This is a genomic window from Pseudomonas bubulae (genome assembly GCF_037023725.1).
Taxonomy (GTDB): domain Bacteria; phylum Pseudomonadota; class Gammaproteobacteria; order Pseudomonadales; family Pseudomonadaceae; genus Aquipseudomonas; species Aquipseudomonas bubulae.
In genome coordinates, this window is the sequence record NZ_CP146077.1 from 334,016 (window position 1) to 359,400 (window position 25,385).

The 25,385-nt window shown below is 58.9% G+C and carries 23 protein-coding genes; 10 read left to right on the forward strand and 13 right to left on the reverse strand.

What is annotated here, in order from left to right; genetic code table 11:
- From aroB to pilM, 7 genes are all read right to left on the reverse strand, one after another.
- The gene (aroB, locus tag V6L81_RS01495) at window positions 1-1,101 is read right to left on the reverse strand and encodes a 3-dehydroquinate synthase (protein WP_095000851.1); all 1,101 of its coding nucleotides are present in this window, start codon (window positions 1,099-1,101) and stop codon (window positions 1-3) included.
- Between the two features lie 130 nt (window positions 1,102-1,231).
- Window positions 1,232-1,750, reverse strand: coding sequence for a shikimate kinase AroK (aroK, locus tag V6L81_RS01500; RefSeq protein WP_029611693.1), 519 nt, complete (start codon window positions 1,748-1,750; stop codon window positions 1,232-1,234).
- A 4-nt stretch (window positions 1,751-1,754) separates the two neighbouring features.
- Entirely contained in the window at window positions 1,755-3,086 is a 1,332-nt protein-coding gene (locus V6L81_RS01505) for a type IV pilus secretin PilQ (protein ID WP_095000850.1), read from the reverse strand.
- A gap of 12 nt (window positions 3,087-3,098) precedes the next feature.
- Window positions 3,099-3,593 carry a pilus assembly protein PilP gene (locus tag V6L81_RS01510; protein WP_232527659.1) on the reverse strand — a complete coding sequence of 165 codons (495 nt, stop codon included), beginning with the start codon at window positions 3,591-3,593 and terminating at the stop codon, window positions 3,099-3,101.
- 37 nt (window positions 3,594-3,630) lie between these two features.
- Complete coding sequence (locus V6L81_RS01515; RefSeq protein WP_257010077.1) at window positions 3,631-4,245, reverse strand: type 4a pilus biogenesis protein PilO; 615 nt, start codon at window positions 4,243-4,245, stop codon at window positions 3,631-3,633.
- Window positions 4,242-4,808 carry a PilN domain-containing protein gene (locus tag V6L81_RS01520; protein WP_095000848.1) on the reverse strand — a complete coding sequence of 189 codons (567 nt, stop codon included), beginning with the start codon at window positions 4,806-4,808 and terminating at the stop codon, window positions 4,242-4,244. The genes V6L81_RS01515 and V6L81_RS01520 overlap by 4 nt, the downstream gene beginning before the upstream one ends.
- Window positions 4,808-5,770, reverse strand: coding sequence for a type IV pilus biogenesis protein PilM (gene pilM, locus V6L81_RS01525; protein ID WP_095026343.1), 963 nt, complete (start codon window positions 5,768-5,770; stop codon window positions 4,808-4,810). The genes V6L81_RS01520 and pilM overlap by 1 nt, the downstream gene beginning before the upstream one ends.
- 205 nt (window positions 5,771-5,975) lie before the next feature.
- On the opposite strand from pilM, the gene V6L81_RS01530 reads away from it, so the two are divergent.
- Window positions 5,976-8,399 (forward strand): penicillin-binding protein 1A, encoded by a 2,424-nt coding sequence (locus V6L81_RS01530; protein ID WP_373557882.1) that lies wholly within the window; start codon window positions 5,976-5,978, stop codon window positions 8,397-8,399.
- A 58-nt stretch (window positions 8,400-8,457) separates the two neighbouring features.
- Here V6L81_RS01530 and V6L81_RS01535 read toward each other — a convergent pair whose 3' ends face one another.
- The 4 genes from V6L81_RS01535 to rpmE all read right to left on the reverse strand — a co-directional run bounded on the left by V6L81_RS01535 (window position 8,458) and on the right by rpmE (window position 13,246).
- Window positions 8,458-10,488: a lipase family protein gene (locus V6L81_RS01535; protein WP_338660436.1), complete on the reverse strand. Its 2,031-nt coding sequence runs from the start codon at window positions 10,486-10,488 to the stop codon at window positions 8,458-8,460.
- 246 nt (window positions 10,489-10,734) lie between these two features.
- Window positions 10,735-12,003 carry a malic enzyme-like NAD(P)-binding protein gene (locus tag V6L81_RS01540; protein ID WP_095000845.1) on the reverse strand — a complete coding sequence of 423 codons (1,269 nt, stop codon included), beginning with the start codon at window positions 12,001-12,003 and terminating at the stop codon, window positions 10,735-10,737.
- A gap of 182 nt (window positions 12,004-12,185) precedes the next feature.
- Window positions 12,186-13,013 carry a thermonuclease family protein gene (locus V6L81_RS01545; protein WP_095017728.1) on the reverse strand — a complete coding sequence of 276 codons (828 nt, stop codon included), beginning with the start codon at window positions 13,011-13,013 and terminating at the stop codon, window positions 12,186-12,188.
- A 5-nt stretch (window positions 13,014-13,018) separates the two neighbouring features.
- Window positions 13,019-13,246 (reverse strand): 50S ribosomal protein L31, encoded by a 228-nt coding sequence (rpmE, locus tag V6L81_RS01550; protein ID WP_016783180.1) that lies wholly within the window; start codon window positions 13,244-13,246, stop codon window positions 13,019-13,021.
- A 214-nt stretch (window positions 13,247-13,460) separates the two neighbouring features.
- Between rpmE and V6L81_RS01555 the strand changes: the two genes are divergently transcribed.
- The 6 genes from V6L81_RS01555 to V6L81_RS01580 all read left to right on the forward strand — a co-directional run bounded on the left by V6L81_RS01555 (window position 13,461) and on the right by V6L81_RS01580 (window position 20,967).
- The gene (locus tag V6L81_RS01555; RefSeq protein WP_095000843.1) at window positions 13,461-15,680 is read left to right on the forward strand and encodes a primosomal protein N'; all 2,220 of its coding nucleotides are present in this window, start codon (window positions 13,461-13,463) and stop codon (window positions 15,678-15,680) included.
- A gap of 242 nt (window positions 15,681-15,922) precedes the next feature.
- Window positions 15,923-17,659, forward strand: a complete 1,737-nt coding sequence (argS, locus tag V6L81_RS01560) for an arginine--tRNA ligase (protein WP_095017730.1) — start codon at window positions 15,923-15,925, stop codon at window positions 17,657-17,659.
- A 1-nt stretch (window position 17,660) separates the two neighbouring features.
- Window positions 17,661-18,353: an SPOR domain-containing protein gene (locus V6L81_RS01565; protein ID WP_095000840.1), complete on the forward strand. Its 693-nt coding sequence runs from the start codon at window positions 17,661-17,663 to the stop codon at window positions 18,351-18,353.
- A 243-nt stretch (window positions 18,354-18,596) separates the two neighbouring features.
- A complete protein-coding gene (gene hslV / locus V6L81_RS01570) occupies window positions 18,597-19,127 on the forward strand; it encodes an ATP-dependent protease subunit HslV (protein WP_016783176.1) in 531 nt (176 codons plus the stop codon).
- A 68-nt stretch (window positions 19,128-19,195) separates the two neighbouring features.
- Window positions 19,196-20,530 carry an ATP-dependent protease ATPase subunit HslU gene (gene hslU, locus V6L81_RS01575; protein ID WP_083369675.1) on the forward strand — a complete coding sequence of 445 codons (1,335 nt, stop codon included), beginning with the start codon at window positions 19,196-19,198 and terminating at the stop codon, window positions 20,528-20,530.
- Window positions 20,531-20,595: 65 nt separating this feature from the next.
- Window positions 20,596-20,967: a gamma-butyrobetaine hydroxylase-like domain-containing protein gene (locus V6L81_RS01580; protein WP_169916155.1), complete on the forward strand. Its 372-nt coding sequence runs from the start codon at window positions 20,596-20,598 to the stop codon at window positions 20,965-20,967.
- Window positions 20,968-21,130: 163 nt separating this feature from the next.
- On the opposite strand, the gene V6L81_RS01585 is transcribed toward V6L81_RS01580, so the two are convergent.
- Together V6L81_RS01585 and V6L81_RS01590 are read right to left on the reverse strand one after the other, a co-directional pair.
- Entirely contained in the window at window positions 21,131-21,799 is a 669-nt protein-coding gene (locus tag V6L81_RS01585; protein WP_095000838.1) for a phasin family protein, read from the reverse strand.
- 144 nt (window positions 21,800-21,943) lie between these two features.
- Window positions 21,944-22,219, reverse strand: a complete 276-nt coding sequence (locus V6L81_RS01590; RefSeq protein ID WP_095000837.1) for a polyhydroxyalkanoic acid system family protein — start codon at window positions 22,217-22,219, stop codon at window positions 21,944-21,946.
- A 106-nt stretch (window positions 22,220-22,325) separates the two neighbouring features.
- Here V6L81_RS01590 and ubiE point away from each other — a divergent pair, with 106 nt between their 5' ends.
- The 3 genes from ubiE to ubiB are packed head-to-tail and all read left to right on the forward strand — an operon-like array spanning window position 22,326 to window position 25,320.
- Window positions 22,326-23,096, forward strand: coding sequence for a bifunctional demethylmenaquinone methyltransferase/2-methoxy-6-polyprenyl-1,4-benzoquinol methylase UbiE (gene ubiE / locus V6L81_RS01595; protein ID WP_095000836.1), 771 nt, complete (start codon window positions 22,326-22,328; stop codon window positions 23,094-23,096).
- Window positions 23,096-23,719 carry an SCP2 domain-containing protein gene (locus tag V6L81_RS01600; RefSeq protein WP_095000835.1) on the forward strand — a complete coding sequence of 208 codons (624 nt, stop codon included), beginning with the start codon at window positions 23,096-23,098 and terminating at the stop codon, window positions 23,717-23,719. Before ubiE ends, V6L81_RS01600 begins: the two co-directional genes overlap by 1 nt.
- Window positions 23,716-25,320, forward strand: a complete 1,605-nt coding sequence (gene ubiB / locus V6L81_RS01605; protein ID WP_095000834.1) for a ubiquinone biosynthesis regulatory protein kinase UbiB — start codon at window positions 23,716-23,718, stop codon at window positions 25,318-25,320. The genes V6L81_RS01600 and ubiB overlap by 4 nt, the downstream gene beginning before the upstream one ends.
- Window positions 25,321-25,385 lie beyond the last annotated feature (65 nt).

Genomic DNA, 25,385 nt, shown 5'->3' on the forward strand with positions numbered 1-25,385 from the left:
TTAACCTTTAAGCTGAGCCAGCGCGCGGTAATCCGCACCCAGCGTGGCTTGTAGAACCTCTTGTGGATAATCGTCAGTCACTGTGGCTTCGCCCATGCGGCGCAACAGCACCAGACGCATACGACCGTCGATCACTTTTTTATCAACTGCCATGTGTTGCATAAAGTCGGCCGGGGTCATTTCGACGGGCGGCACCACTGGCAAACCGGCACGCTGAAAGATCCGGATACCTCGATCACGCTCGGCATCGGTGATCCAGCCCAGGCGGGCAGACATTTCCAGTGCCATCACGGTGCCCGCAGCGACGGCCTCGCCATGCAGCCACACGCCGTAGCCCATATGGGTTTCGATGGCATGGCCAAAGGTATGCCCCAGGTTGAGCGTTGCACGCACACCCGCTTCGCGCTCATCGGCGCCGACCACTTCAGCCTTGGCCGCGCACGAACGCTGGATCGCGGCAGTCAGGGCCGCCTGGTCCAGGGATCGCAGCGCATCCATGTTGTCTTCAAGCCAGGTCAGGAACGGCTCATCGCATATCAGGCCATATTTGATGACTTCAGCCAGCCCTGCGGACAATTCGCGGGCAGGCAGGGTGTTGAGGGTCTGGGTGTCGATCAGCACAAGGTTGGGCTGATAGAAGGCACCGATCATGTTCTTGCCCAAAGGGTGGTTGATCCCGGTTTTGCCGCCCACGGACGAATCGACTTGGGACAACAAAGTGGTCGGCACCTGGATAAAATCGACTCCGCGCTGGTAACAAGCAGCAGCAAAACCGGCCATGTCACCGACAACACCGCCACCCAACGCTATCACCGTGGTGCGTCGATCATGACGTGCTGTGAGCAGGCCATCGAAAATCAGCTGCAGGGTTTCCCAATTCTTGAACGACTCGCCATCGGGCAGGATGATCGGCAACACCGAGAACTGCGCGAGGCTACGCGTCAAGCGCTCAAGATAGAGTGGCGCGACCGTTGTATTGGTCACAATCGCCACCTGGCGCCCGGCGATATGCGGAGCCAGCAACTGCGGCTGATCCAACAAACCTTCGCCAATATGAATCGGGTAGCTACGCTCGCCTAGATCAACCTTCACTGTCTGCATGAAACCCCGCGTTGAAGCACGGCGCCAGCGCCCTGCTTCGCAATTATCAAGTGATGGCATGCCGTAAAAAGGCATGCTCGGCGCCGAGAATAGCGCATTTCGTATCGCACTTTAATGGTCTGTGCAGCGACTACCGGGGAGGAAGCTGGGCCAGGCGCTCGAGGATATCGAGCACCACCATGCGCGGCGGCCGCTCATCGGTTTCAACCACCAGGTCAGCAATTTCACGATAAAGCGGGTCGCGCACAGCCAGCAGGTCGCGCAGGATTTTTTCCGGGTTGGCATTGCGCAGCAGTGGCCGGTTGCGATCACGGGAGGTGCGCGCCACCTGCTGCTCGATGGAGGCGTGCAAATACACCACGCGCCCACCATTGCGCAGGGCTTGCCGGTTTTCCGGGCGCATGACCGCGCCACCACCGGTGGCCAGCACAATGCCATTTTCATGGCACAGCTCGACAATCATGGCTGTTTCACGATCGCGAAAGCCCGGCTCGCCTTCTTTATCGAAGATCCACGGGATATTGGCACCCGTGCGCACTTCAATTTCCTTATCGGAATCTTTGAACGGCAGGTGCAGCTCTTTGGCCAGCAAACGTCCGATGGTGCTTTTTCCAGCCCCCATTGGCCCAACAAGAATCAAATTTCGCACAGAATCAATGACTCACAGCAATCGCCTGGTTGTTCATGATACGCGGAGTCAGGAACACCAGCAGTTCGGATTTTTTTTCCAGGACAACGTCTCTACGGAAAAGTCGGCCAACATACGGCAGATCGCCTAAAAATGGCACTTTATCTACCACTTTGCTTTGAGTTTTTGAGAACACTCCCCCAATCACGATGGTTTCACCGTCCTTGACCAGCACCTTGGCCCTGACCTCGTTCTTCTTGATGGGCGGTACATCCTGCAGCCTGCTCATGTAATCGGGCTCATCCTTGGTCACTACGACGGCCATGATGACGCTGTTGTCCGGAGTGATTTGCGGCGTCACCTCCAGTGACAATGAGGCTTCCTTGAACGAAACCGATGTAGCCCCGGTTTTGCTGGCCTGCTGGTAAGGAATTTGGGTGCCTTTAAGAATTTTGGCGGTTTCCTTATCCGCAGTAACCACTTTGGGTTGCGAGATGATTTCCCCATTACCGGTTTTTTCCATGGCCGTCAGTTCCAGGTCCAGCAACACATTGTTGGTGATGAAGGCGATGCCCAAGCCCGAGGTATTTCGCGAAACACCCAAATCAACAAAGGGCGCACTAACGTTGCCAGGGGCAGCCCCGGACGCCGCAGGCTGGGTAATACCACCGGCTTTCCAGAGGCCACCATTGTTTAGCGCTCCCCCCCAACGCACACCCAGGCTTTTTTCGAAGTCCACGCCTGCCTCGACAATCCAGGCTTCGATCATCACCTGACGCACTGGCACGTCCAGTTGAGCCACGATGCGCCGCAGCTCCTCCAGCCGTTCACTCGATTCATAAGCAATGATGGTATTGGTGCGTTCATCCACCGTGATCGTGCCCTGCCCCTCGATGCCGGGCTGCCCGCCGGTCACTGACTGGAACAGCATGACGATATCTGCCGCCCTGGCGTAATTGACTTGCACCAACTCCCGACGCAAAGGCGCAGGCTCAGGGCGCTCGCGGGCTGCGATCTCTTCCAGGGGCGCGATCAACAACACATTACCTTCAAGACGCTTGCCCAACCCCTTGCTCTCAAGCACCAGCTCCAGCGCCTGATCCCAAGGCACATCCTGCAAACTGAGGGTTATGCTGCCCTTTACGGTGTCGCTGACCATCAGGTTGAACCCGGTAAAATCCGCCAGCGATTGCAGTACCGTGCGTACATCAAGATTCTGCACGCTCAGGGACATGGGCTCGCCCACATACTGCGAGCGCTTGACGGATGATGGCGCGGCCTGCCCAGCCGCCAGCATTGACTGCGAATTCAGCGCACTCCATAGCGCCAGTACGCAGACCGGTGAAATCCTTTTCATGGTGTTTATCCGTTAAGACTGTTGATTTAAAGGAATCGTCAGGGACCTTTCCAACCAACCGCCCCGACCATCGGAAATCAGTTCAAATACTTCAATCTGGTGCGCCTGGATCGAAGCAATCTGGCCATTGTTGCGCCCCAGGTAATCCCCCACTTTCAAGCGATGAATAACACCATTGGCCCGCAGCAAGGCATTTGCCTGCGATTCACTGGACAGCATGCCAACCATCTCGAACTGCTCCAGATCAAAGCCTTCCAGAAACTGCCGGGGCCGGTCCGCGTCAAGTTCATCGCCGGCAAGGCTGACCTGCCAACTGCCGTCCCCTCCCCCCCCTATAGCCTGAAAAGGATTGCGCAAACCCATCGATCCATAGGCAAACACAGGCCCGACACTGATCACGGGGAGCGGCTCAATGGCGTTGCTCGCATGCCCCTGCGTAGCCTGTAAATAACTGTGCAGGTCTGCGGTAGTCTGCGGGCTGTCACACCCTGCCAGGCTTGCCAGCAATCCGGCGCCAAACACTCGCAAACAAACACCCATGGGATCAGTCCTTGATCGTGGTTCGGTAGGCCTTTGCCAGCAGCGTCATGCGCAGTTGACCATCACCGGTACCGTTGCTCGGCGCAAGGCTGAGGTCATGCAAGGTGACAATGCGCGGCAGGCTGGCCATGGCGCTGACGAAGAGGCCAAGTTCGTGATAGCCCCCGACGAGGGTCATCTGCAGTGGCAGTTCGGCATAGAACGTTTGCAGGACTTCAGGGAGCCACTGAATGTGCTCGACCAGCAGACCATTGCTCAGACCCAACCGCGAAATCTCATCCAGCAATTCGGGCACTTGTGCCTGAGCGGGGAGTTGTTTGAGCAACGCACTGAACCCGGCTTCCAGCCTGTGAACTTGCATCCCATAAGCATCCAGATTGGCAACCTGTGCGACCCTGGATTCAAACTCCGCCTTCAGCGTGGTTTGAGTCTCGTGCAACTGTTGCAACCGGGAAGAAGGCAGTTGAAGCAGCAGCGCATGACCCGACACCAGCACCAGGCCCAGCCACACCAGAGCCACGGTTGTTTTGCGGGCTGGCGACCAGGCGCCCATGTTACCCGGGGCCAGTTCGCGCAGGTCGAAATTGCGCAGGCTAACGAGCCAGTGCGCAGGTATCACAATGCCCCCCCGGAAGGGGTATGTCGGGCCTCACGCACCGTCATCTGAAACAGGCGCTCCTGCCCGCCTGCCTGGGCAGGGTCTGCCTTGACGTCATTGAGTTGCGGCGTATCCAGCCAGTGCGAAGCATCGAGATTTCGCATCAGCTGGGCGACAAGGTTGTTGGACTGGGCAATCCCCGTGATGACAATGGTGCCCTCGGTCATTTTCACGTCGGTGAAATGCACACCTTCCGGCAAGCTGCGCGCCAATTGTTCCAAAATGATCCCGCTGCTCGACCGGCTGCTCTGCAACATGCCTATGGTTTGCATGCGTTCAAGCAATTGCTCCCGGCGCACTTTCAACTGGTCGATCTGCTCCGCACGCCCATCCAGCTGGAACGTGGTACTGCGGATCAGGTCATTGCGCTCCATCTGCTCCTCTACCAAGGTGTCGATAAAGTGGTCAGCAGCAAACAGGCCGGCCACCGCCAGCAAAGACAGGGCCACCAGCACCATCAAAAAACGTTTGCGCCGCTTTTCACGCAACAACGCGCGCCAGGGCAACAAATTGATTCTCGCCATTAATCAAACCCCCTCAAGGCCAGACCGCAGGCAGTCAACAACACAGGGGCATCGCAAAGCAAGGCTTCAGGGGTGAGTGAGGGATCGAGGTCCATCAACGCAAACGGGTTGGCGATGCGTGTCGGCGTGCCAAGACGGGATTCAACCCGCTGAGCCAGCAGCGGATCCATGGCAGCCTCACCGGCCAATACGATCAGGCCGATCCGCCCATCAACTCCGGAGTCGGCAAACAGCCCAAGCTCTCGCTCCAGCTCTTCGACAATCGTGGTTTCGAATGCTTGCGCCCCTGCAGTGGCCTGCCCGCAAAGCAGCTCCCGGACGTAAATGACCTGACCCTGCTGCACGATGCTCAGCAGGATTGTATGGGGTGCAAAATCGACCACGGCCACGGCCCCGTTCAGTGCCTGGCCTGCAGTCATTGCCTCAACGCCCCGCACCAGGGCATGAGCCTGCACGGCAACCACCCGCGGGACCAATCCCGCACCGGTCAAGACCGAACAATGCCACTCCAGTGCTTCCTGGCGGCACGCCACCATCAGCACGCGGGCCGGCCCGGTATGGTTCGACGGGTGATCCTGGAGCTCAAAATCCAGTGCCATGTCATCCAGTGCATAAGGTATGTACTGCTCAGCCTCAAACCGCACATGAAGCTCAAGCTCTACTTCGCTCAAGCCTGCCTCCACCTCCAGGCTTTTGCAGATCACCTGACCATCGGGCATCGCGATAATGGCGTCCCTGGCGATTACCTGGGCCTTTTCCAGCGCCCTGAGAAGCACTGGGACGACACTTTTGGCCTCTGCGCCGGTCTGATCATTCACAAGCCCGGCTGGCAGGGGTTCCATGGCATAGGACTGTAGCTTGAACCGGCCCTGTGAACGGCTCAGCTCGACGAGCTTGATCGACTGCTGGCCGATTTGTACGCCGACACAGCGCTGACGTGTTTGAGGAAATAATCCGGGCACCTTTGTTTTCCCTAATGCAATCCGTAACTTACGGAGGGTAAAAAATGAGATCCGTTCAAAACCTGTTCTGACATGCGGCTCATGACGTTCATGAGCGAAAAATGCTTATAATGCCGGGCGTTTTTTCCGTATCGTCGACCCGGCGCAACTGCGCACTACCCTGACGTGCAAACCCATTTCTTGATCTGGAAATCCAAAAGCCTTGATTCGTCTGCTGAAGTTTTTCGGGTGGTCTTTCGTTGCCGTGTTCTGCGGGCTGTTGCTCGTGTTGAGCGGCGCGTTTCTCTATCTTAGTCCTGGCTTGCCGTCTGTAGAGTCGTTGAGAAGCATCCAGTTGCAGATTCCTTTGCGGGTCTACACCAGCGACGGAAAGTTGATCGCAGAGTTTGGCGAAATGCGCCGCTCACCGATCAAGTTCGCCGACATTCCGCCCAATTTCATCAATGCCCTGCTTTCTGCAGAAGATGACAATTTCGCCAATCATTACGGGGTCGACCCCAGCAGCCTGATGCGTGCCGCTACCCAGTTGGTAAAAAGCGGACACATACAATCAGGTGGCAGCACCATCACCATGCAGGTGGCGAAGAACTATTTCCTCTCCAGCGAGCGAAGCTTTTCGCGCAAGACCAACGAAATCCTGCTGGCTCTCGAAATTGAACGCGAGCTGACCAAGGACGAGATCCTTGAGCTGTACGTGAACAAGATTTACCTGGGCAACCGCGCTTACGGTATCGAATCCGCAGCTCAGGTTTACTACGGCAAATCGATCCGCGACCTGAGCCTGGCGCAGATGGCGATGATCGCCGGCCTGCCCAAAGCCCCTTCACGGTTTAACCCTCTGGCCAACCCGGTGCGCAGCAAAGAGCGCCGCGACTGGATCCTGGGGCGTATGTACAAGCTGGGTAAAATCGATCAGGCCAGCTATCAAGCGGCGATCGCCGAGCCGGTCAACGCCAGCTATCACGTGCCAACGCCGGAAGTGAGCGCCCCCTACATCGCCGAAATGGCCCGTGCCGAAATGGTCGGCCGTTATGGCAGCGAGGCGTACACCGAAGGCTTCCGTGTGACTACCACGGTGCCGAGTGACCTTCAGGAACTGGCCAACACCGCCGTTCATGAAGGCCTGATTGCCTACGACCAGCGTCACGGCTACCGTGGCCCCGAGTCACGCCTGCCGGGCAAGACCCTGGCCGTATGGACTCAGGAACTGGCCAAGCAGCGCCCGATCAGCGGTCTTGAACCGGCCATCGTGACCCAGGTCGACAAGGACGGCATTCAAGTACTGACTCGCACCGGTGAGGCGCACGTCGCCTGGAACACCATGAAATGGGCACGCAAGTTCCTCAACACCAACAGCATGGGGCCGATGCCCAAACAGCCTTCGGATGTCGCCCAGGTCGGTGATCTGATTCGCGTACAACCGCAGACCGACGGCAGCTACAAATTCAGCCAGGTGCCCACCGTGCAAGGCGCACTGGTATCCCTGGATCCGGACAACGGCGCCATTCGCGCGCTGGTGGGCGGTTTCGCCTTTGAGCAAAGCAACTACAACCGGGCGATGCAGGCCAAGCGCCAACCGGGCTCCAGTTTCAAACCGTTCATCTACAGCGCCGCACTGGATAATGGCTACACCGCCGCCACCCTGGTCAACGACGCACCCATCGTGTTTGTCGATGAATATCTGGACAAGGTCTGGCGCCCGAAGAACGACACCAACACCTTCCTCGGCCCGATCCGCGTGCGTGAAGCACTGTACAAGTCGCGCAACCTGGTCTCCATCCGCTTGCTGCAAAGCCTGGGTGTCGACCGCACCGTCGACTACATCAGCAAGTTCGGTTTCAACAAACAGGACTTGCCGCGCAACCTGTCGCTGGCCCTGGGTACTGCCACCCTGACGCCAATGGAGATTGCCACCGGCTGGAGTACATTCGCCAACGGCGGCTACAAGATCACGCCGTATCTGATCGACAAAATCGAAAGCCGCAATGGCGAAACCCTGTTCGTGGCCAACCCGCCAAGCGTGCCTAAAGCCGACAGCAAGGATGTGCCGCCTGAAGCCGCAGCGCTGACCGTTGACACCATCAATGCCGCACCGGGCCTGCCCACTGTCGAGACGCAAGCAATAGCCGAGCGGATTGTCGACGGGCGCACCACGTACATCCTCACCAGCATGCTGCAGGACGTGATCAAGCTCGGCACCGGCCGCCGCGCCCTGGCGCTGGGCCGCACCGATCTGGCAGGTAAAACCGGTACGACCAACGAATCCAAGGATGCGTGGTTCTCAGGATACAACGCCGACTATGTGACCACTGTTTGGACCGGTTTCGACCAGCCCGAAAGCCTGGGCCGTCGCGAATACGGCGGCACCGTCGCGCTGCCGATCTGGATGACGTACATGGGGGGCGCGCTCAAAGACAAGCCTGCGCATACGCAGCCAGAACCCGAAGGCATCCTCAGCTTGCGGATTGATCCGTCCAGCGGCCGTATCGCGTCTCCAGGCACCCCTGGCGCCTACTTTGAACTGTTCAAGAGCGAAGACACACCGCCCACCAACAGCGAACTGGGCAACAACGTAGCACCGGGCAGCCCGCTGCCGGCAGATGACGGCGCCCCAATAGACCTGTTCTGATCAACAGGGCTGCACGTTGCAGAGCGCCCGAGCGCTTGCAACGTGCAGCCTGGCAGGCTCAAGCAAGCAGGTGATCCACAGGCACACCCCCTGCAAACAGCTCATCGATCGGCGCCATCGCCAGTTGATCGATACGCGTGCTCTCGCTGTGAGACTCCCAGCGCTCCAGACTTTCAGCCAGCACACCGGGCTGTTGCGCATACTGCCCATACACATCTGCCCGGGTCGGCACCCGAAACCTCAGCAGGTACAAGCGCTTGCGGGTTTTATGGACATTGCTCATTTCGCGCATGAGCAGGTTCATGGCTTCTACCTGCTCTTCAAACGTACCGCCCGCACAGGTCATTACCTCACGGTACTTAACCCGCAGTTGCTGCGCGACGTGTTCAAGCGCCTGATCCACGAACAACACCTCACGCTCGGTCACCAGTGAACACCGGGCCTGCAGCGCTTGCTGGCTGCGGCGCAAAACCGCCCAGCAACTGGGAATATAACTGTCGATCATAAACGGCTGGCCTGCATCGACCCGTGGCTTGAGCCCACCCTCTGATTCGGGTGCTGCACTTTTTTGCTCAAGTACCGCATGGCTGACGGCATGCTGGGTGATCGTCTTGCTAAGCGGATCCCACAGGACATGCGACCTCATCTCCTGAGCAAACTCCAGCGGCATAAAGTGGCGCAAGGTTCCGTGATGCTGATAAGGCTCTGCGAGCAAACGGCTCAGGCCCGCCACAAACACGCCAAAACCTGCGGGTACGTTCACGAAACTGAGTACCGTGCCTGCACAACAGGCCGACAATGGGCGGTTCATCCAGCTGCCGGGCACCCCGGGGACAGGATCGTTATGGTTAACCATGCGCTGATGCACCAGCCCCTGTGCCGCGCGAACAAAGGTTGCGTCCGCTGCGCGAGGGGCTCCGTACGTGTAGAGCTGCACCTCACAGGCCCTCAGCTGGATCAACATTTGGGCAAGGATCAAACCGATAGCCCCGCCCTGGCTGTGTCCGCAAATCAGTACGGCTTGCCCCCAGTGGAACTTGTCCATGTACCTGTCAACAAGCTCGTAAGCCTGCCTGGCGGCGTCGTAAAAACCGCCATGTACCTGGCCCTCACCCTCTTCAAAGGGTACTTGAGGGGCCTCTGCATCCTGTGACAAATCAGACCAGGTACAGGTGCTATGAACGGCAACCAAGACAACTTTATCGTTATGGCTCACAAAAACTTGTGCACCTGCGCCTTGAGCCCCAAAACGGATATCTCCGCGATAATGCACTGAAGACGGAGTTTCCTGAGCCATTCCGCAAAGCGGGTCATTGGCCGGGTACAGCACGGGGTCGAAAGGCACAATTTCCAAACGCGCCGAATACGGCACATCTTCATATAAAGGGTAATAGGACTTTGCCTGTTCCGGGCTGGCCCGCCAGCCCATCATGCTTGCCTCCCCAAAGGGATCTTGCACACGCGACATGCGGGCCGGCCCAGCAAATGAGCAGTTGCCCAGGGTGGCCATCAACGCCAATTGATAGAGATTGAGCGCACAAAACTGCGGGTCCGTGGACAGCAGCGGGCACAAGGCCCGCAAGGGACGCACCTGCAGCACCGTATGACGCCCCTCTGCAATATGCACACCGAGCGGGCCACGCTCGACCGGGAACAGGCTCCCGTCCTCAGGCGGCAAATGAGAAACATGCTCGACCAGATGCCGCACTTCAATCTGGTAATAGTCACTGTCGGGATCAATGCATGGCGGCTTGCTCTGCGGGCGCGCACCGCTCCTGTCGAGGAAGCGGGTGCGCTCCGCCCTGACCTGAAGCTCGGTGATCTTGAGAGGGTAATGCGTTCGACCCATCAACCGCGAATACAGGCCATTGCTGGCGTCATGCAACTGCCTGAACATAAGCGCAAATGGCCCTTCAACGCCCTTGCGCACCCTGCCAACCCCCGAGGCATCCAGACGACCGCCGTGCCGTCTACCTCGCTGATCAACCAGCTCAAAGGCCAGCCCTGCATAGGCGGTACTCACCCCCTGGTCGTCAATCAGTTGAAAGCGGGTCTGACTGTAACGGCTTTGACGAAGGCGAGTGAACATCCGTGATTCCTATAAAACGTCCTATAAAACAGAGGGCACACTTCAGAATTCTTCAGAATTCAGAACAGGCTCCCCTCGGAACAAAGGAATGAAATTAACGGAGGCTCGAAAAAATTAATGTAAGACAATTCCTATTTTGTAGAAGGGTTAGGCTTATTTTGTAGATCCTTTCGTGCCCGTTTCGCAGAAAACAAAAAAGCCCCGACGCTTTACAGCGCCGGGGCTTTTTTATGACGCTACACAGCCTTAGCCGTTGAAGACGTCATCCACGCTTTTGAGCGGGTAGTTTTTCGGGTATGGCAGGGTTGCAACACCGGTCTCGATGGCAGCCTTGGCCACTGCATCGGAGATCAGAGTGATCAGGCGTGCATCCATTGGTTTCGGGATGATGTATTCACGACCGAATTCCAGCTTGATACCGCCGTAAGCGTCACACACTTCTTGTGGCACTGGCAGTTTGGCCAGTTCACGCAATGCGTTGGCTGCAGCGATTTTCATTTCTTCGTTGATGCGCTTGGCGCGAACGTCCAGGGCACCACGGAAGATGAAAGGGAAGCCCAGCACGTTATTGACCTGGTTCGGGTAGTCCGAACGGCCAGTGGCCATGATCACGTCGTTACGGGTGGCGTGAGCCAGCTCCGGGGAGATTTCCGGATCCGGGTTCGAGCACGCGAACACGATCGGGTTAGGCGCCATGCGCAGCAAGTCTTCAGCGCTCAGCAGGTTCGGACCCGACAGGCCAACGAACACGTCTGCGCCGTCCATGGCATCAGCCAGGGTGCGCTTCTCGGTAGCATGGGCGAATGCCGACTTGTACTGGTTCAGGTCGTCACGGCCGGAGTGGATCACACCGGTACGGTCGATCATGTAGATGTTTTCGATGGTTGCGCCCATGCTCACCAGCAATTTCATGCAGGAGATGGCAGCAGCACCGGCGCCCAGGCAAACGATCTTGGCTTGCGCCAGGGTTTTGCCAGCGATTTCCAGGGCGTTGATCATGCCGGCCGCGGTCACGATAGCGGTGCCGTGCTGGTCATCATGGAATACAGGGATATCGCACTGCTCGATCAGAGCACGTTCGATCTCAAAGCACTCAGGTGCCTTGATGTCTTCGAGGTTGATGCCGCCGAAGGTGATGGAGATGCGTTTTACGGTGTCGATGAAAGCCTGTGGGCTCTCGGAATCAACTTCGATGTCGAAAACATCGATACCGGCAAAGCGCTTGAACAACACGCCTTTGCCTTCCATAACAGGTTTGGAGGCCAATGGGCCGAGATTACCCAGGCCCAGGATAGCGGTGCCATCAGAGATCACGGCTACCAGGTTGCCCTTGCCGGTGTACTTGTAGGCCAGTTCAGGGTCGCGGGCGATTTCGCGCACTGGTTCGGCTACACCCGGGCTGTATGCCAGCGCTAGATCGCGGGCAGTAGCGGTAGGTTTGGTAAGCTCGACACTCAGTTTGCCTGGACGTGGCTGGGCATGGTATTCGAGAGCGGCAGTTTTCAAATCAGACATGTGGGCATTCCGCTTTTTTTGCTGTTGGACAGACGAATCGCCGAGCATACGCGTGTCGCAAAGTCCCGACAAGACTGACCAGTCAGCAGTGTCAAGGCCTTTACCTTACGACTTTGGCCCAAGAGCCGCGCCCCACAAGGGCTGGAGTGTCCACAATCTGTATTTAAAATTGTCTACAATTTTTAGCGAGCAATGACTTTAAGCATTCCCGGATGAGTTAAAGGCAACATCCAGCGTGCCTGCCCGGCCTTCACGCCTGCACGCTGCGAACGATCCAGAACCCAACCTCTGGCCTCGACTTGCGCACCTTGCAACCTGGCCAGTTGCTTTTGATCGAAAGTGGGCAATTGCCTGAGCGCAATGTTCAACACCAGGCCGCCTTGCAGGTCGATCCAGAGCCCGCCCTGATTGCGCCGGACCTGACTGACCGTGCCACTCACCAGGGCGAAACCCGAGCGACGGATTTGTTGCGGCGCCAGCACCGGCGACTGCCGCCAAAGGCCCAGACGAGCCTTGCGCGCACTGCGCTCGGCGGCTTGCTGACAGTCAAGCAGCGCCACATTCGGCGCGATAGCCACCTGAAATCCCAGGCCGTCAGCCAGCAATCGGGCTTCAAGGTTGCTGCCATCGGCACCAAATACATGGGCCAGGGTGCGACCATAACGATCCCGGGCCTGTTTACCTGCCAGCAACCCGACACGGCCATCGCTTTGCGCCACCAGCGTTTGCAGGCGCTTGCGCGCCGCCTCGGCAAAGGGCTCGGCGGGCCGGCCTTTTTTGCCCGTCTCCGGGGCATTGAGGCCGATCATGCGCACGCTGCGGCCATCCTTGAGACGCAGGGTGTCGCCATCGGTCACCCGCTCCACCGTGGCGTAGGCCACAGCCCCTGGCGCCGGGCACAACGGCGCGGCCGAAACACTGGCCAGCCAAATCGCAGGCACAAAAAAGGCGCCCGCAAGGGACGCCTTTTTCAATAACCTGGCCAGACCCAAAAGCCTGCCCATGGTCATGCGCCTTACTCGGCGGCTTTTTTCGTAGCGCCGAAAGCACCGAAACGAGTTTTGAAGCGATCAACACGACCGCCAACGTCCAGAGTTTTCTGCTTACCGGTGTAGAACGGGTGGCACTCGTTGCATACGTCGGTGCCCAGTGGCTTGCACAGGTTCGAACGAGTTTCGAACTTGTTGCCGCAGCTGCAAGTTACCAGGATTGTTTCGTACGCTGGATGGATATCGGCTTTCATGGGGTATTCCTCTAGCGTGCCGCCACTCAACACCATTGTTGAATACCGCACGTAAAATTAGGGCGCCGATAATACCAGACCTTTGCATTGACGCAAGCGGCAAAGCATGATCCGCCTGCAAGTTTCACAGTTCATTGACCTGCCTTTTAGTCCCGCGCGGCGTTGTCTGCTAGGCTCCGGGCCATCTTTGCCGTTCATCACTTGAGAGCCCCGCGTGCCCGACGCCATTTTGCGCCTTGCCCTGCCTTCCCCCTTGCGCCGCCTGTTTGATTACCGGGCGCCTGCTGGCGTGCTGCGCAGTCAATTACAGCCCGGCATGCGCCTGCGGGTACCGTTCGGACGACGGGAGATGATTGGCATACTGGTCGAGGTGGTCGACCACAGCGAAGTACCAGCCGAAAAGCTCAAGCCCGCCATCGCCCTGCTCGACGCCACGCCGCCGCTGCCCGCCTCTTTATTCAAGCTGTGCCTGTGGACGTCGCAGTACTACCAGCACAGCCTGGGCGACACCCTGAGCTGGGCGTTGCCAGTATTGCTGCGCCAGGGTGAGCTGGCCGAAACGCGCCAGGAACGATTCTGGCAGATTGCCCCGGGCGCCCGGCTTGACGACCCCCGTGTTGCCCGCGCTCCACGCCAGCGTGAAGCACTGGCCACCCTCGCCCAGCACCCCCACGGCGTGGCGCATCAACTGTTAAGCAAGTTGATGCTGAGCAAGGACAGCCTCGACCTGCTGCTGGCCAAGGAGCTGGTCACTGTCGAGATCCGCCGCCATGCACCCAGTGAGCGCCATGAACATTGGCTGGCTCAGCCCGAGTTGCCGCTCAACGACGAGCAACGCGCTGCCTACGAAGCGATTCGCGCAGGTTTCGACCACTTCCATGCCTTCCTGCTGGCCGGGGTCACTGGCAGCGGCAAGACCGAAGTGTATTTGCAATTGATCCGTGAAACCCTCCAGGCCGGCAAGCAGGCGCTGGTGCTGATCCCGGAAATCAACCTGGGTCCGCAAACCCTGGCCCGCTTCGAACAACGCTTCAATGCCCGTATTGCGCTGGTGCATTCTGCGGTCAATGACCGCGAGCGCCTGGAAAGCTGGCTGGCAGCCCGTGATGGCGAAGCCGACATTATTATTGGCACGCGTTCAGCGCTGTTCACCCCGATGAAAAACCCGGGGCTGATCATTATCGACGAAGAGCACGACGGCTCTTATAAACAGCAGGAAGGTTTGCGCTACCACGCCCGCGACCTGGCACTGGTGCGTGCCCGGCAGGAAAACATCCCCATCGTACTCGGCTCCGCAACGCCATCACTGGAAAGCCTGCACAACGCCTACACCGGCCGTTACGGCTTGCTGCGCCTGAACGAACGTGCTGGCGGGGCCAAACAGCCTCGTTTTCTGCGCCTGGATGTGAAAAGCCGTCCCCTGGACAGCGGCATTTCCGGGCCGATGCAACAGGCCATCGGCCAAACCCTCGCTGCAGGCCAGCAAGTACTGGTGTTTTTGAACCGTCGAGGCTTCGCGCCGACATTGCTGTGCCATGACTGTGGCTGGATGTCTGAATGCCAGCGCTGCGATGCGCGCATGACCGTTCATCAGCGCTCTGGCGAGCTACGCTGCCATCACTGCGGCTACGTCGAGCGCGTTCCGCGCAACTGCCCGCAATGCGGCAAAGTCGACCTGCGGCCTGTAGGTGCCGGGACTGAGCGCGCCGAAGAGCGGCTGGGGATTTTGTTCCCCGACTACCCGGTACTGCGGGTAGATCGAGACAGCACCTCGCGCAAGGACGCGATGAACCAACTGTTTGCCACGATCCAGAAGGGCCAGCCGTGCATACTGATCGGCACACAAATGCTCGCCAAAGGCCATCACTTCCCCCGGGTGACGCTGGTATCGATCCTGGATGCCGATGGCGGCCTGTTCTCCGGCGACTTCCGCGCCAGCGAGCGCATGGCCCAGCTGATCGTTCAGGTCGCGGGCCGGGCCGGCCGGGCTGAAGAGCCGGGCAAGGTGATTATCCAGACCCATCTGGCCGACCACCCGCTGCTGATCCAACTGACCGAGCAGGGTTACTTCGCCTTCGCCGAACAGGCCCTGAGCGAACGCCGGGCGGCAGGACTGCCGCCTTTCGCCCATCTGGCGCTGCTGCGCGCAGAAGCCCACAAACCGGGACAAGCCGAAGGTTTTCTGGATGAAGCCTGCAGCGAGGCTGAACGCCTGCTGGGTGAGCTGAACCTGGGGGGTATCGAGTTGCTCGGCCCCGTGCCTGCGCCAATGGAGCGCAGGGCCGGACGCTATCGTGCTCAACTACTATTACAGGCCAATGCCCGTGCACCGCTGCATCGTTTACTGAGCCAATGGCTGCTGGTCCTTGAGCAAATGCCCAGCGGTCGTCAGGTGCGCTGGTCGCTGGACGTGGACCCGGTAGACCTTTATTGAGTCACCTCATGACCCCCGTGGGAGCGGGCTTGCTCGCGATGCAGACGACGCGGTACAACTTGAAAACCGCAGCGATGCCATCGCGAGCAAGCTCGCGCCCACCGTTTTGAAGTAATAACCGAACACCGCAGATCCATAACCCGCCTGCTAAGGTTGGCAAGGCCGACCTTGCAACGGATAATACCCAGTTTTTCCACCTGCGCACTGAAGCGCTACCGCGCTTGCGGTCGAAAGAGAAGACCATGAAAGACACCATTCGCCAGCTTATTCAACAAGCCCTAGCTCAACTCGTCACAGAAGGTGTGTTGCCTGAAGGCCTGACGCCAGCGATTCAGGTGGAAAACGCCCGTGACAAAACCCACGGCGACTTCGCCAGCAACATCGCCATGATGCTGGCCAAGCCTGCGGGTATGAAACCCCGTGATCTGGCTGAAAAAATCATCGCGGCACTGCCCGCCGATGAGCAGATCAGCAAAACCGAAATCGCCGGCCCTGGCTTCCTGAATTTCTTCCAGAACACCCAGGCCCTGGCTTCGCGCCTCGACGCGGCCCTGGCTGACGAGAAAATCGGTGTACGCAAGGCCACCCCGGCCATGCGTACCGTGATCGACATGTCCGCGCCCAACCTGGCCAAAGAGATGCATGTGGGCCACTTGCGCTCCACCATCATTGGCGATGGCGTGGCCCGTGTACTGGAATTCCTCGGCGACGAGGTGATTCGCCAAAACCACGTAGGCGACTGGGGCACCCAGTTCGGCATGCTGATGGCCTATCTGGAAGAAAACCCGATCACCAGCGACGAGCTGTCCGATCTGGAAAACTTCTACCGCGCCGCGAAAAAACGCTTTGACGAGTCCCCGGAGTTCGCCGACCGTGCCCGTAGCCTGGTGGTCAAGCTGCAAGCCGGTGACCCGGACTGCCTGGCGCTGTGGACCAAGTTCAAAGACATCTCACTGTCGCACTGCCAGAAAATCTACGAGCAGTTGAACGTTAAACTGACCATGGCTGACGTAATGGGCGAAAGCGCCTACAACGACGACCTGATCAACGTGGTCAACGACCTCAAGGCCAAGGGCATGCTGGTCGAGAGCAACGGCGCCCAGTGCGTGTTCCTCGACGAGTTCAAGAATGCCGAAGGCGAGCCGCTGCCCGTCATCATCGTCAAGGCCGACGGCGGCTATCTATACGCCACCACTGACTTGGCAGCCATTCGCTATCGCAGCGGCGTATTGAAAGCCGATCGCGCCCTGTACTTCGTCGATCAGCGCCAGGCCCTGCACTTCCAGCAGGTGTTTGCGGTTGCGCGCAAGGCCGGTTTCATCACCCATCCGATGGAAATGGAACACATGGGCTTCGGCACCATGAACGGCGCCGATGGCCGTCCATTCAAGACCCGTGATGGCGGTACGGTTAAACTCATTGACCTGCTCAACGAAGCCAAAGAACGTGCCTACACGTTGGTTAAAGAGAAAAACCCGGAGTTGCCTGAAGACGAACTGCGTGCCATCGCCAAAGTTGTCGGCATTGGCGCGGTGAAATACGCCGACCTGTCCAAGCACCGCACCAGCGACTACAGCTTCAACTTCGACTTGATGCTGAACTTTGAAGGCAATACCGCACCTTACCTGCTGTACGCCTACACCCGCGTTGCGGGCGTGTTCCGCAAACTGGGCAAGGGCTTTGAAGAAGTGCAGGGCCAGATCGTGCTTGAAGCCCCGCAAGAACAGGAACTGGCTGCCAAGCTGGCGCAGTTCGGCGAGGTGCTGAACAACGTGGCCGAAAAAGGCACGCCTCATACCCTCTGTACTTACCTGTACGAAGTGGCCGGCCTGTTCTCCAGCTTTTACGAGAACTGCCCGATCCTGAGCGCCGAAGACGAAGCACAGAAACAGAGTCGCTTGCGTCTGGCGGCACTGGCAGGCCGTACCCTCAAGCAAGGCCTGGAACTGCTGGGTCTGGAAACCCTGGAGCGCATGTAAGTTGGCCGCCAAGAAGAAACCAGTACCCAAGCGTGGTGCCAGCCGGTATCAGGCGCCCGCCAAAAAGCCGATCCCGGGCTGGCTATGGATGGCCATCGGCCTGACCGTGGGCGCCTTTATCGTGTTTCTGATGAAGCTCGAACCCGGCCAGGGTGATGACGTCAAACGGGTCAAGCAGGAGCAGCAGAAAGCCACGAAAGTGGCCGAAGCCAACAAGACCGCGCCGAGCCCGACTCAGCCGGCCAAGCCCAAGTACGACTTCTATACCTTGCTGCCCGAGTCTGAAGTGCTCGTGCCGCCAGAAGCCGTGCCCGAGAAGACCCTGCCTACACCACAAACCGCGCCGCTGGCACCGGTAACACCGGCTGAAGCAGCCAAAATCGACACCGCCCGCGCCCAGGCAGCCTTGAGCGGAATCACTCCGCCTCCAGCGCCACCTGTCGTCAAGGCGGCACCGGTTACCAAGTTCTTCCTGCAAGCGGGCTCGTTCCGCAAACAGGCCGATGCCGAAAAAGTACGCGCGCAAATCATCCTGCTGGGCCAGACCGCTACGGTTGAAGCCGGCACGGTGAAAGACGAAACCTGGTACCGGGTGCTGGTTGGCCCGTTCAGCAATCGCGACCAGTTGACGGTGGCCCAAAAGCAATTGGCGGGCGGCGGTTTCAACAACCTGTTGTTGCAACAGCGCCGCTGACAGCAGCCGCTCCCACGGGATTACGCTACACCCTGTGGGAGCGGGCTTGCTCGCGATGGCATCACCGCGATCAGCCTGACACTGCGGGTCGTCTGCATTTCGAGCAAGCCCGCTCCCACAACATCTTCGCCAAATCCTGCCTCCCCGTTCATCCCCATTCCCTCCCCGCTGTTGAAAAATCCGCGACAACCCCCATATGTATTTCCATCAGGCATTTTCGCCCCGCTGCGTGGAGACTCTCCCTTGACCACCATCGTTTCAGTACGCCGCCACGGCAAAGTCGTCATGGCTGGCGACGGCCAGGTTTCTCTTGGCAATACCGTGATGAAAGGCAACGCGAAAAAAGTCCGTCGCCTCTATCACGGCCAGGTCATCGCCGGTTTCGCCGGTGCCACCGCTGATGCATTCACCCTGTTCGAACGCTTTGAAGGCCAGCTTGAAAAGCACCAGGGCCATCTGGTTCGCGCCGCTGTCGAGTTGGCCAAAGAATGGCGTACCGACCGCTCGCTGAGCCGCCTGGAAGCCATGCTGGCCGTAGCCAACAAGGACGCATCCTTGATCATCACCGGTAACGGTGACGTGGTTGAGCCTGAAGACGGCTTGATCGCAATGGGTTCGGGCGGTGCATTCGCCCAGGCAGCGGCCCGTGCCCTGCTGATGAAGACCGAACTGTCGGCCCGCGAAATCGCTGAAACAGCACTCGGTATTGCTGGCGATATCTGCGTATTCACCAACCACAACATCACTATTGAGGAGCAGGACCTCGCTGAATAAGTCACCTGCCGGGCCGCTTCAACGGCCCGTTTGTGAACCTTGATTCTGCTAGAGGAACGCCAATTATTATGTCCATGACTCCCCGCGAAATTGTCCACGAACTCAATCGCCACATCATCGGCCAGGACGACGCCAAGCGCGCCGTTGCCATCGCGCTGCGTAACCGCTGGCGCCGGATGCAACTGCCGGAAGAACTGCGCGTTGAAGTGACGCCAAAAAACATCTTGATGATCGGCCCTACCGGCGTCGGTAAAACCGAGATCGCCCGTCGTCTGGCCAAATTGGCCAACGCACCGTTCATCAAGGTTGAAGCGACGAAGTTCACCGAAGTTGGCTATGTAGGCCGCGACGTCGAGTCGATCATCCGTGATCTGGCTGATGCTGCAATCAAGCTGCTGCGCGAACAGGAAATCGTAAAGGTTCGCCACCGTGCCGAAGACGCCGCCGAAGAGCGCATCCTCGACGCCCTGCTGCCTCCTGCCCGCACATTCGGCGAAGAAGCCGCCGTACCGCAGGATTCCAACACTCGCCAGCTGTTCCGCAAGCGTCTGCGTGAAGGCCAGCTGGACGACAAGGAAATCGAAATCGAAGTCGCCGATGCTGTTGGTGTGGACATCTCCGCGCCGCCTGGCATGGAAGAAATGACCAACCAGTTGCAAAGCCTGTTTGCCAACATGGGCAAAGGCAAGCGCAAGAGCCGCAAGCTGAAAGTCAAAGAAGCCCTGAAAATGGTGCGTGACGAAGAAGCCGGTCGCCTGGTTAATGACGAAGAACTCAAGGCCAAGGCCCTGGAAGCGGTCGAACAGCACGGTATCGTGTTTATCGATGAAATCGACAAAGTGGCCAAGCGCGGTAATGTCGGTGGCGCCGATGTGTCCCGCGAAGGTGTGCAGCGCGACCTGCTGCCGCTGATCGAAGGTTGCACCGTCAATACCAAACTGGGCATGGTCAAGACCGACCACATCCTGTTTATCGCCTCCGGCGCGTTCCACCTGAGCAAGCCAAGCGACCTGGTGCCCGAGCTGCAAGGCCGTCTGCCGATCCGCGTTGAACTTAAGGCGCTGTCGCCACAGGATTTCGAACGCATCCTCAGCGAGCCGCACGCTTCGTTGACCGAGCAATACCGCGAGCTGCTGAAAACCGAAGGCCTGAACATCGAGTTCATGCCTGAAGGCATCAAGCGCCTGGCCGAAATTGCCTGGCAGGTGAACGAGAAAACCGAGAATATCGGTGCCCGCCGTCTGCACACGCTGCTTGAACGTTTGCTCGAAGAAGTGTCCTTCAGCGCCGGTGATATCGCCAGTGCGCAGAATGAGGAGCCTATCCGCATCGACGCCGAATACGTCAACAGCCACCTGGGCGAACTGGCCGAGAACGAAGACCTCTCGCGCTACATCTTGTAAGCCCTTTGCACCTGTAGCCGCTCTCAGCGGCTACAGCGCTTGTGCAATGACCTAAGGTTATGACCATGATCCCCAGTGCCATCAACCTGCACAAAGCTTCTAAGACCCTCACCCTCAAATACCCGTCCGGCGAAGAGCACCACCTGCCGGCCGAGTTTCTGCGCGTGCACTCGCCGTCTGCCGAGGTTCAGGGCCACGGCAATCCGATTCTGCAATTTGGCAAGATCAATGTCGGCTTGAGCAAGATCGAACCCGCAGGCCAGTACGCGTTGAAACTGACCTTCGATGACGGTCACGACAGCGGGCTGTTTACCTGGGACTACCTCTACCAACTCGGCGTGCGCCAGCAAGAGCTGTGGGCGGATTACTTGCAGGAACTGAAAAAAGCCGGCAAGTCCCGCGACCCTTCGGTGTCGGTGGTCAAATTGATGCTCTGAGCCGGCTGCAGCTTTTTTGTAGCCGCTGAGGCGCGCGTAGCGAGGCTGCGCCCGGCGGCGAAGCCGTCGTAGAACCATCCACTCCGGTTATTCAGATGCACTGCGTTTACCGGATTTACGACGGCTTCGCCGCCGGGCGCAGCCTCGCGCGGCTCGTCAGCGGCTACAAAGTGGAAGTCGTTCCCTTGGCATCAACCGCTGGCGCTTTAGGCGCTACTGGTTTCTTGGCCGCAGGTTTTTTGGCGGCCGGTTTGGCGGCTGCTGGCTTGCTCGCGGCCGCAGGAGCTTTAACAGCAGCGGGCTTGGCTGCAGGTTTGGCCGCAGGCTTGGCAGCCGCTTTGGCAACCGCAGGTTTTGCCGCAGCCTTGGCCGGTGCCGCCTTGCTCGCAACCGGCGCCTTGCTGGCCGCAACTTTGGCAGCCGCCGCAGTCAGCTTCTCGATATGCTTGGTCAGGGTCTCGACCTTGGCATGCAACGCCTTGACCTCATCACGGCTGGGGACACCCAAGCGGGTAATGGCGCTATTAAGGCGCTTGTCGAAAGCCTCTTCGAACTCGCCCCACTTTTCCAGGGCCAGATCCTTGACATCTTCAACCCGCGAGCGCGCGGACGATGTCGATGATTTAACGCCCTCGGCCACTTTGTGCCCGGCATCCTTGGCCAGTTTTTCGGCCTTTTCGCCATCCTTGACCAGGGTGTCGAAGAGCTTGCTGCCATCGGTATCAATTTTCGAGTACACACCCAAACCAGCCAGCCAGATTTTTCGTGAGTACTCTTCCACCTTGCCTACCCAGGTGTTGCTGTCTTTAGCAGTCGGTTTTTTCGCAGCCATCGTGTTCCCCTCAATGTCATGTCGCGACGCCGGTGAGCAGGATCGTCGAATCATCAAGATGAACAAAGGTGCTCACCTGCATCAGGTTTAGACGTTAAACCGCCTTGTATCAAGGGCGCGGCCGCTATTAGACCGGCAACACGACTACGCCAGCGCCTTATCCAGCGAGCGTTCGATTTCCGACTGGATCATGCCGCTCATCGCCGACATCAACAGGCCCAGTTCCACATCGACCTTGACGTTGTTGTCGCTGATTAGCAGGGTGCCATTCACTCCCGAGCGCTTCAGTTTTACCGTGTCGCCCGCCCAGGTAGGGGTCAGGCCATACTGGCTGGCCAGTTTCTCGACCAAAGGACGGGCTTTCTCACGTGCGGCCTCAAGGCCCAGACTGTGGGTACGTTCAACGCTGATACGCGCCATGGCGTGGCTCCTGATAAATAAAGCCGCCACTATACATTCACCCTCGCCAAGACAAAGCCGGCCACCGGGATTAGAATGGCCAGCATTCTCTTTTGGTGACAGCGATATGACTGATCAGCGCAAAGGCAGCGATGCCGAACCCACCACTCACTTCGGCTTCAAAAACGTACCGGAAAGCCAGAAGGCCGAGAAAGTCGCCGAGGTTTTCCACTCTGTAGCCGGCAAATATGACCTGATGAACGACGTTCTGTCAGGCGGCATGCACCGTCTGTGGAAGCGTTTTACCATCGAGCTGTCCGGTGTACGCCCGGGCAACAAGGTGCTGGACATCGCTGGCGGTACCGGCGATCTGGCCCGCAAGTTCTCCCATCTGGTTGGCCCTACCGGCCAGGTCGTGCTGGCTGATATCAACGCGTCCATGCTTAAAGTCGGCCGTGACCGCCTGCTGGACAAGGGCGTAGCCGGCAATATCGAGTTCGTTCAGGCCGACGCTGAAAAGCTGCCGTTCCCGGACAACTATTTCGATTGCGTGACCATCGCTTTCGGCCTGCGCAACGTGACCCACAAGGAAGACGCCCTGCGCTCCATGCTGCGCGTGCTGAAGCCGGGCGGCCGCCTGTTGGTACTGGAGTTCTCCAAGCCGACCAACGCGCTGATGTCCAAGGTCTACGACACCTACTCGTTCGCTTTCATGCCGATGGTGGGCAAGCTGATCCTCAACGACCCGGAAAGCTATCGCTACCTGGCAGAATCGATCCGCATGCACCCGGACCAGGAAACCCTGAAGTCGATGATGGTCGAGGCCGGTTTTGACCGCGTGACCTATCACAACATGACCTCAGGTATCGTCGCCCTGCATCGCGGCATCAAGCCCTGATGTTGCTGCGCGGCCTTCTCGCCAGCGTCGAACACGGCGTCAACCGCGTATTGCGGCTGGACAGCACGGCCCTGGCGCGTTTGCGCCCCTTGACCGGCAAGTTGATTGCCGTCGATTGCGCCAGCCCTTCGCTGCACCTGTTTATTCTGCCCAGCGAAGAAGGCCTGATGCTGGCGAGCCAATGGGCAGCCGAGCCTGACTGCACCCTGCGCGCGCCTGCCTCCAGCCTGTTGCGCCTTGCTCTGAGCAAGGACAAGAGCGCCATCCTGCACAGCCCTGAAGTCGAACTCGAAGGCGACAGCGCTGTGTTGATGGAATTGGCGGCGGTGCTGCAAGACCTGGAACTGGATTGGGAGTATGAACTTTCGAACTGGATCGGGCCTGTGGCAACGGCATTGATCGGTGGCCATGTACGCAGCCGCGCCAACTGGTATCAACAAGGTTTCGCCAGCATCAACCAGAACCTGGCCGAATACCTGAGCGAAGAAGCCCGCACTTTGGTCGGAGAACGTGAGGCGCAAGCGCGCTTTGACGAGCTGGACCAACTCAAACTCGACCTGGATCGCCTTGAGGCGCGCTTCGAGCGCCTTTGCCGATCCCTCAATTCCAGCGATAACGCATGAAGCTGCTTGCCATACGCCGTTTGTTCCGCATCCAGCGCGTCGTCATTCGCTACCGGCTCGATGACCTGCTGTTCGCCCTGCCCTTGCCGTGGTGGATGTTGTCCCTGCGCTATGCACTGCCGTGGCGCTGGTTCCCGCGCAAAAAACTGGAGCTGAGCCGCGGTGCCGCCCTGCGCCTGGCGTTGCAGGATCTGGGGCCGATTTTCATCAAGTTCGGCCAGATCCTTTCGACCCGCCGCGACCTGCTGCCCGCCGATATCGCCGATGAGCTGATGCTGCTGCAAGACCGCGTACCGCCGTTTGACCCGCAGTTGGCAGTCAAGCTGATCGAAGAACAGCTAGGTGCCCGGATCAGTGAAGTGTTCAGCCGTTTTGATATCGAACCACTGGCCTCGGCCTCGGTGGCCCAGGTTCACTCGGCCAAACTCAAGACCGGCGAAGAAGTGGTGGTCAAGGTTGTACGCCCGGGCCTCAAGCCGATCATCGGCTCCGACCTGGCCTGGCTGTTTATCCTCGCCCGCACTGCCGAGCGTTTGAGCGCAGACGCCCGCCTGCTGCATCCGGTGGATGTGGTCAGTGACTACGAAAAAACCATTTACGACGAACTCGATCTGTTGCGTGAAGCGGCCAATGCCAGCCAGCTCAAGCGCAACTTCGAAGGCTCGCCGCTGATGTATGTGCCGCAAGTCTACTGGGACTGGTGCCGCCCGAAAGTGTTGGTGATGGAGCGCATCTACGGGATCCAGGTCACCGACCTTGCGGCCCTGGCCGATCAGCGCACCGACATGAAAATGCTAGCCGAACGTGGCGTGGAGATTTTCTTCACCCAGGTGTTCCGCGACAGCTTCTTTCATGCCGACATGCACCCCGGCAACATTTTTGTCAGCACCGTGAACCCGTGGGCCCCGCAATACATCGCCATCGACTGCGGCATTGTCGGCAGCCTGACCCCCGAGGACCAGGACTATCTGGCGCGCAACCTGTTCGCCTTTTTCAAGCGCGATTACCGGCGCGTGGCGCAGTTGCACATCGATTCAGGCTGGGTACCGGCGCACACCAAGCTCAACGAGTTTGAAGCGGCGATCCGCACCGTCTGTGAGCCGATCTTCGAAAAGCCGCTGAAGGAGATTTCCTTTGGCCAGGTGCTTATGCGCCTGTTCCAAACTGCGCGACGCTTCAATATGGAAGTTCAGCCACAGTTGGTGCTGCTGCAAAAAACCCTGCTCAATATCGAAGGCCTGGGCCGCCAGCTGTACCCCGACCTGGATTTGTGGAGTACCGCCCAGCCGTTCCTTGAGCGCTGGATGCGTGAGCGCGTCAGCCCCAAGACCCTGCTGCGCAACCTGCACAGCCAGGTCGAGCAGATCCCGCATCTGGCCGGCATGACCCGCGACTTGCTCGAACGCATGTCGCAGCCCCATGCCCATAACAAACAATTGGTCGTGCGCGAACCCCGTGACAGCTGGTTCCTGCGCCTGATCGGTGCCGGGCATCTGGCCGCTGGCGCATTACTGGCCAGTATTGGCCCGCTACACACTGCAGGCTATTGGCCTGCCGGCATAATGCTGGCCGTGGGCTTGTATCTGATCGTGCGCCGATAGCCAGCCCCGGTCGAGGCTGGCAAACTGTTAATTCACCAGGCCTCAGCCACAGGGCTGAGGCAGGT

Excerpts from the sequence above, each read along its gene's own strand:
- aroB (WP_095000851.1), bottom strand. The coding sequence starts at position 1,101 with ATGCAGACAGTGAAGGTTGATCTAGGCGAGCGTAGCTACCCGATTCAT.
- V6L81_RS01505 (WP_095000850.1), bottom strand. The coding sequence starts at position 3,086 with ATGAAAAGGATTTCACCGGTCTGCGTACTGGCGCTATGGAGTGCGCTG.
- V6L81_RS01520 (WP_095000848.1), bottom strand. The coding sequence starts at position 4,808 with ATGGCGAGAATCAATTTGTTGCCCTGGCGCGCGTTGTTGCGTGAAAAG.
- V6L81_RS01535 (WP_338660436.1), bottom strand. The coding sequence starts at position 10,488 with ATGTTCACTCGCCTTCGTCAAAGCCGTTACAGTCAGACCCGCTTTCAA.
- V6L81_RS01540 (WP_095000845.1), bottom strand. The coding sequence starts at position 12,003 with ATGTCTGATTTGAAAACTGCCGCTCTCGAATACCATGCCCAGCCACGT.
- V6L81_RS01545 (WP_095017728.1), bottom strand. The coding sequence starts at position 13,013 with ATGACCATGGGCAGGCTTTTGGGTCTGGCCAGGTTATTGAAAAAGGCG.
- rpmE (WP_016783180.1), bottom strand. The coding sequence starts at position 13,246 with ATGAAAGCCGATATCCATCCAGCGTACGAAACAATCCTGGTAACTTGC.
- argS (WP_095017730.1), top strand. The coding sequence starts at position 15,923 with ATGAAAGACACCATTCGCCAGCTTATTCAACAAGCCCTAGCTCAACTC.
- hslU (WP_083369675.1), top strand. The coding sequence starts at position 19,196 with ATGTCCATGACTCCCCGCGAAATTGTCCACGAACTCAATCGCCACATC.
- V6L81_RS01580 (WP_169916155.1), top strand. The coding sequence starts at position 20,596 with ATGATCCCCAGTGCCATCAACCTGCACAAAGCTTCTAAGACCCTCACC.
- V6L81_RS01585 (WP_095000838.1), bottom strand. The coding sequence starts at position 21,799 with ATGGCTGCGAAAAAACCGACTGCTAAAGACAGCAACACCTGGGTAGGC.
- V6L81_RS01590 (WP_095000837.1), bottom strand. The coding sequence starts at position 22,219 with ATGGCGCGTATCAGCGTTGAACGTACCCACAGTCTGGGCCTTGAGGCC.
- ubiE (WP_095000836.1), top strand. The coding sequence starts at position 22,326 with ATGACTGATCAGCGCAAAGGCAGCGATGCCGAACCCACCACTCACTTC.
- V6L81_RS01600 (WP_095000835.1), top strand. The coding sequence starts at position 23,096 with ATGTTGCTGCGCGGCCTTCTCGCCAGCGTCGAACACGGCGTCAACCGC.
- ubiB (WP_095000834.1), top strand. The coding sequence starts at position 23,716 with ATGAAGCTGCTTGCCATACGCCGTTTGTTCCGCATCCAGCGCGTCGTC.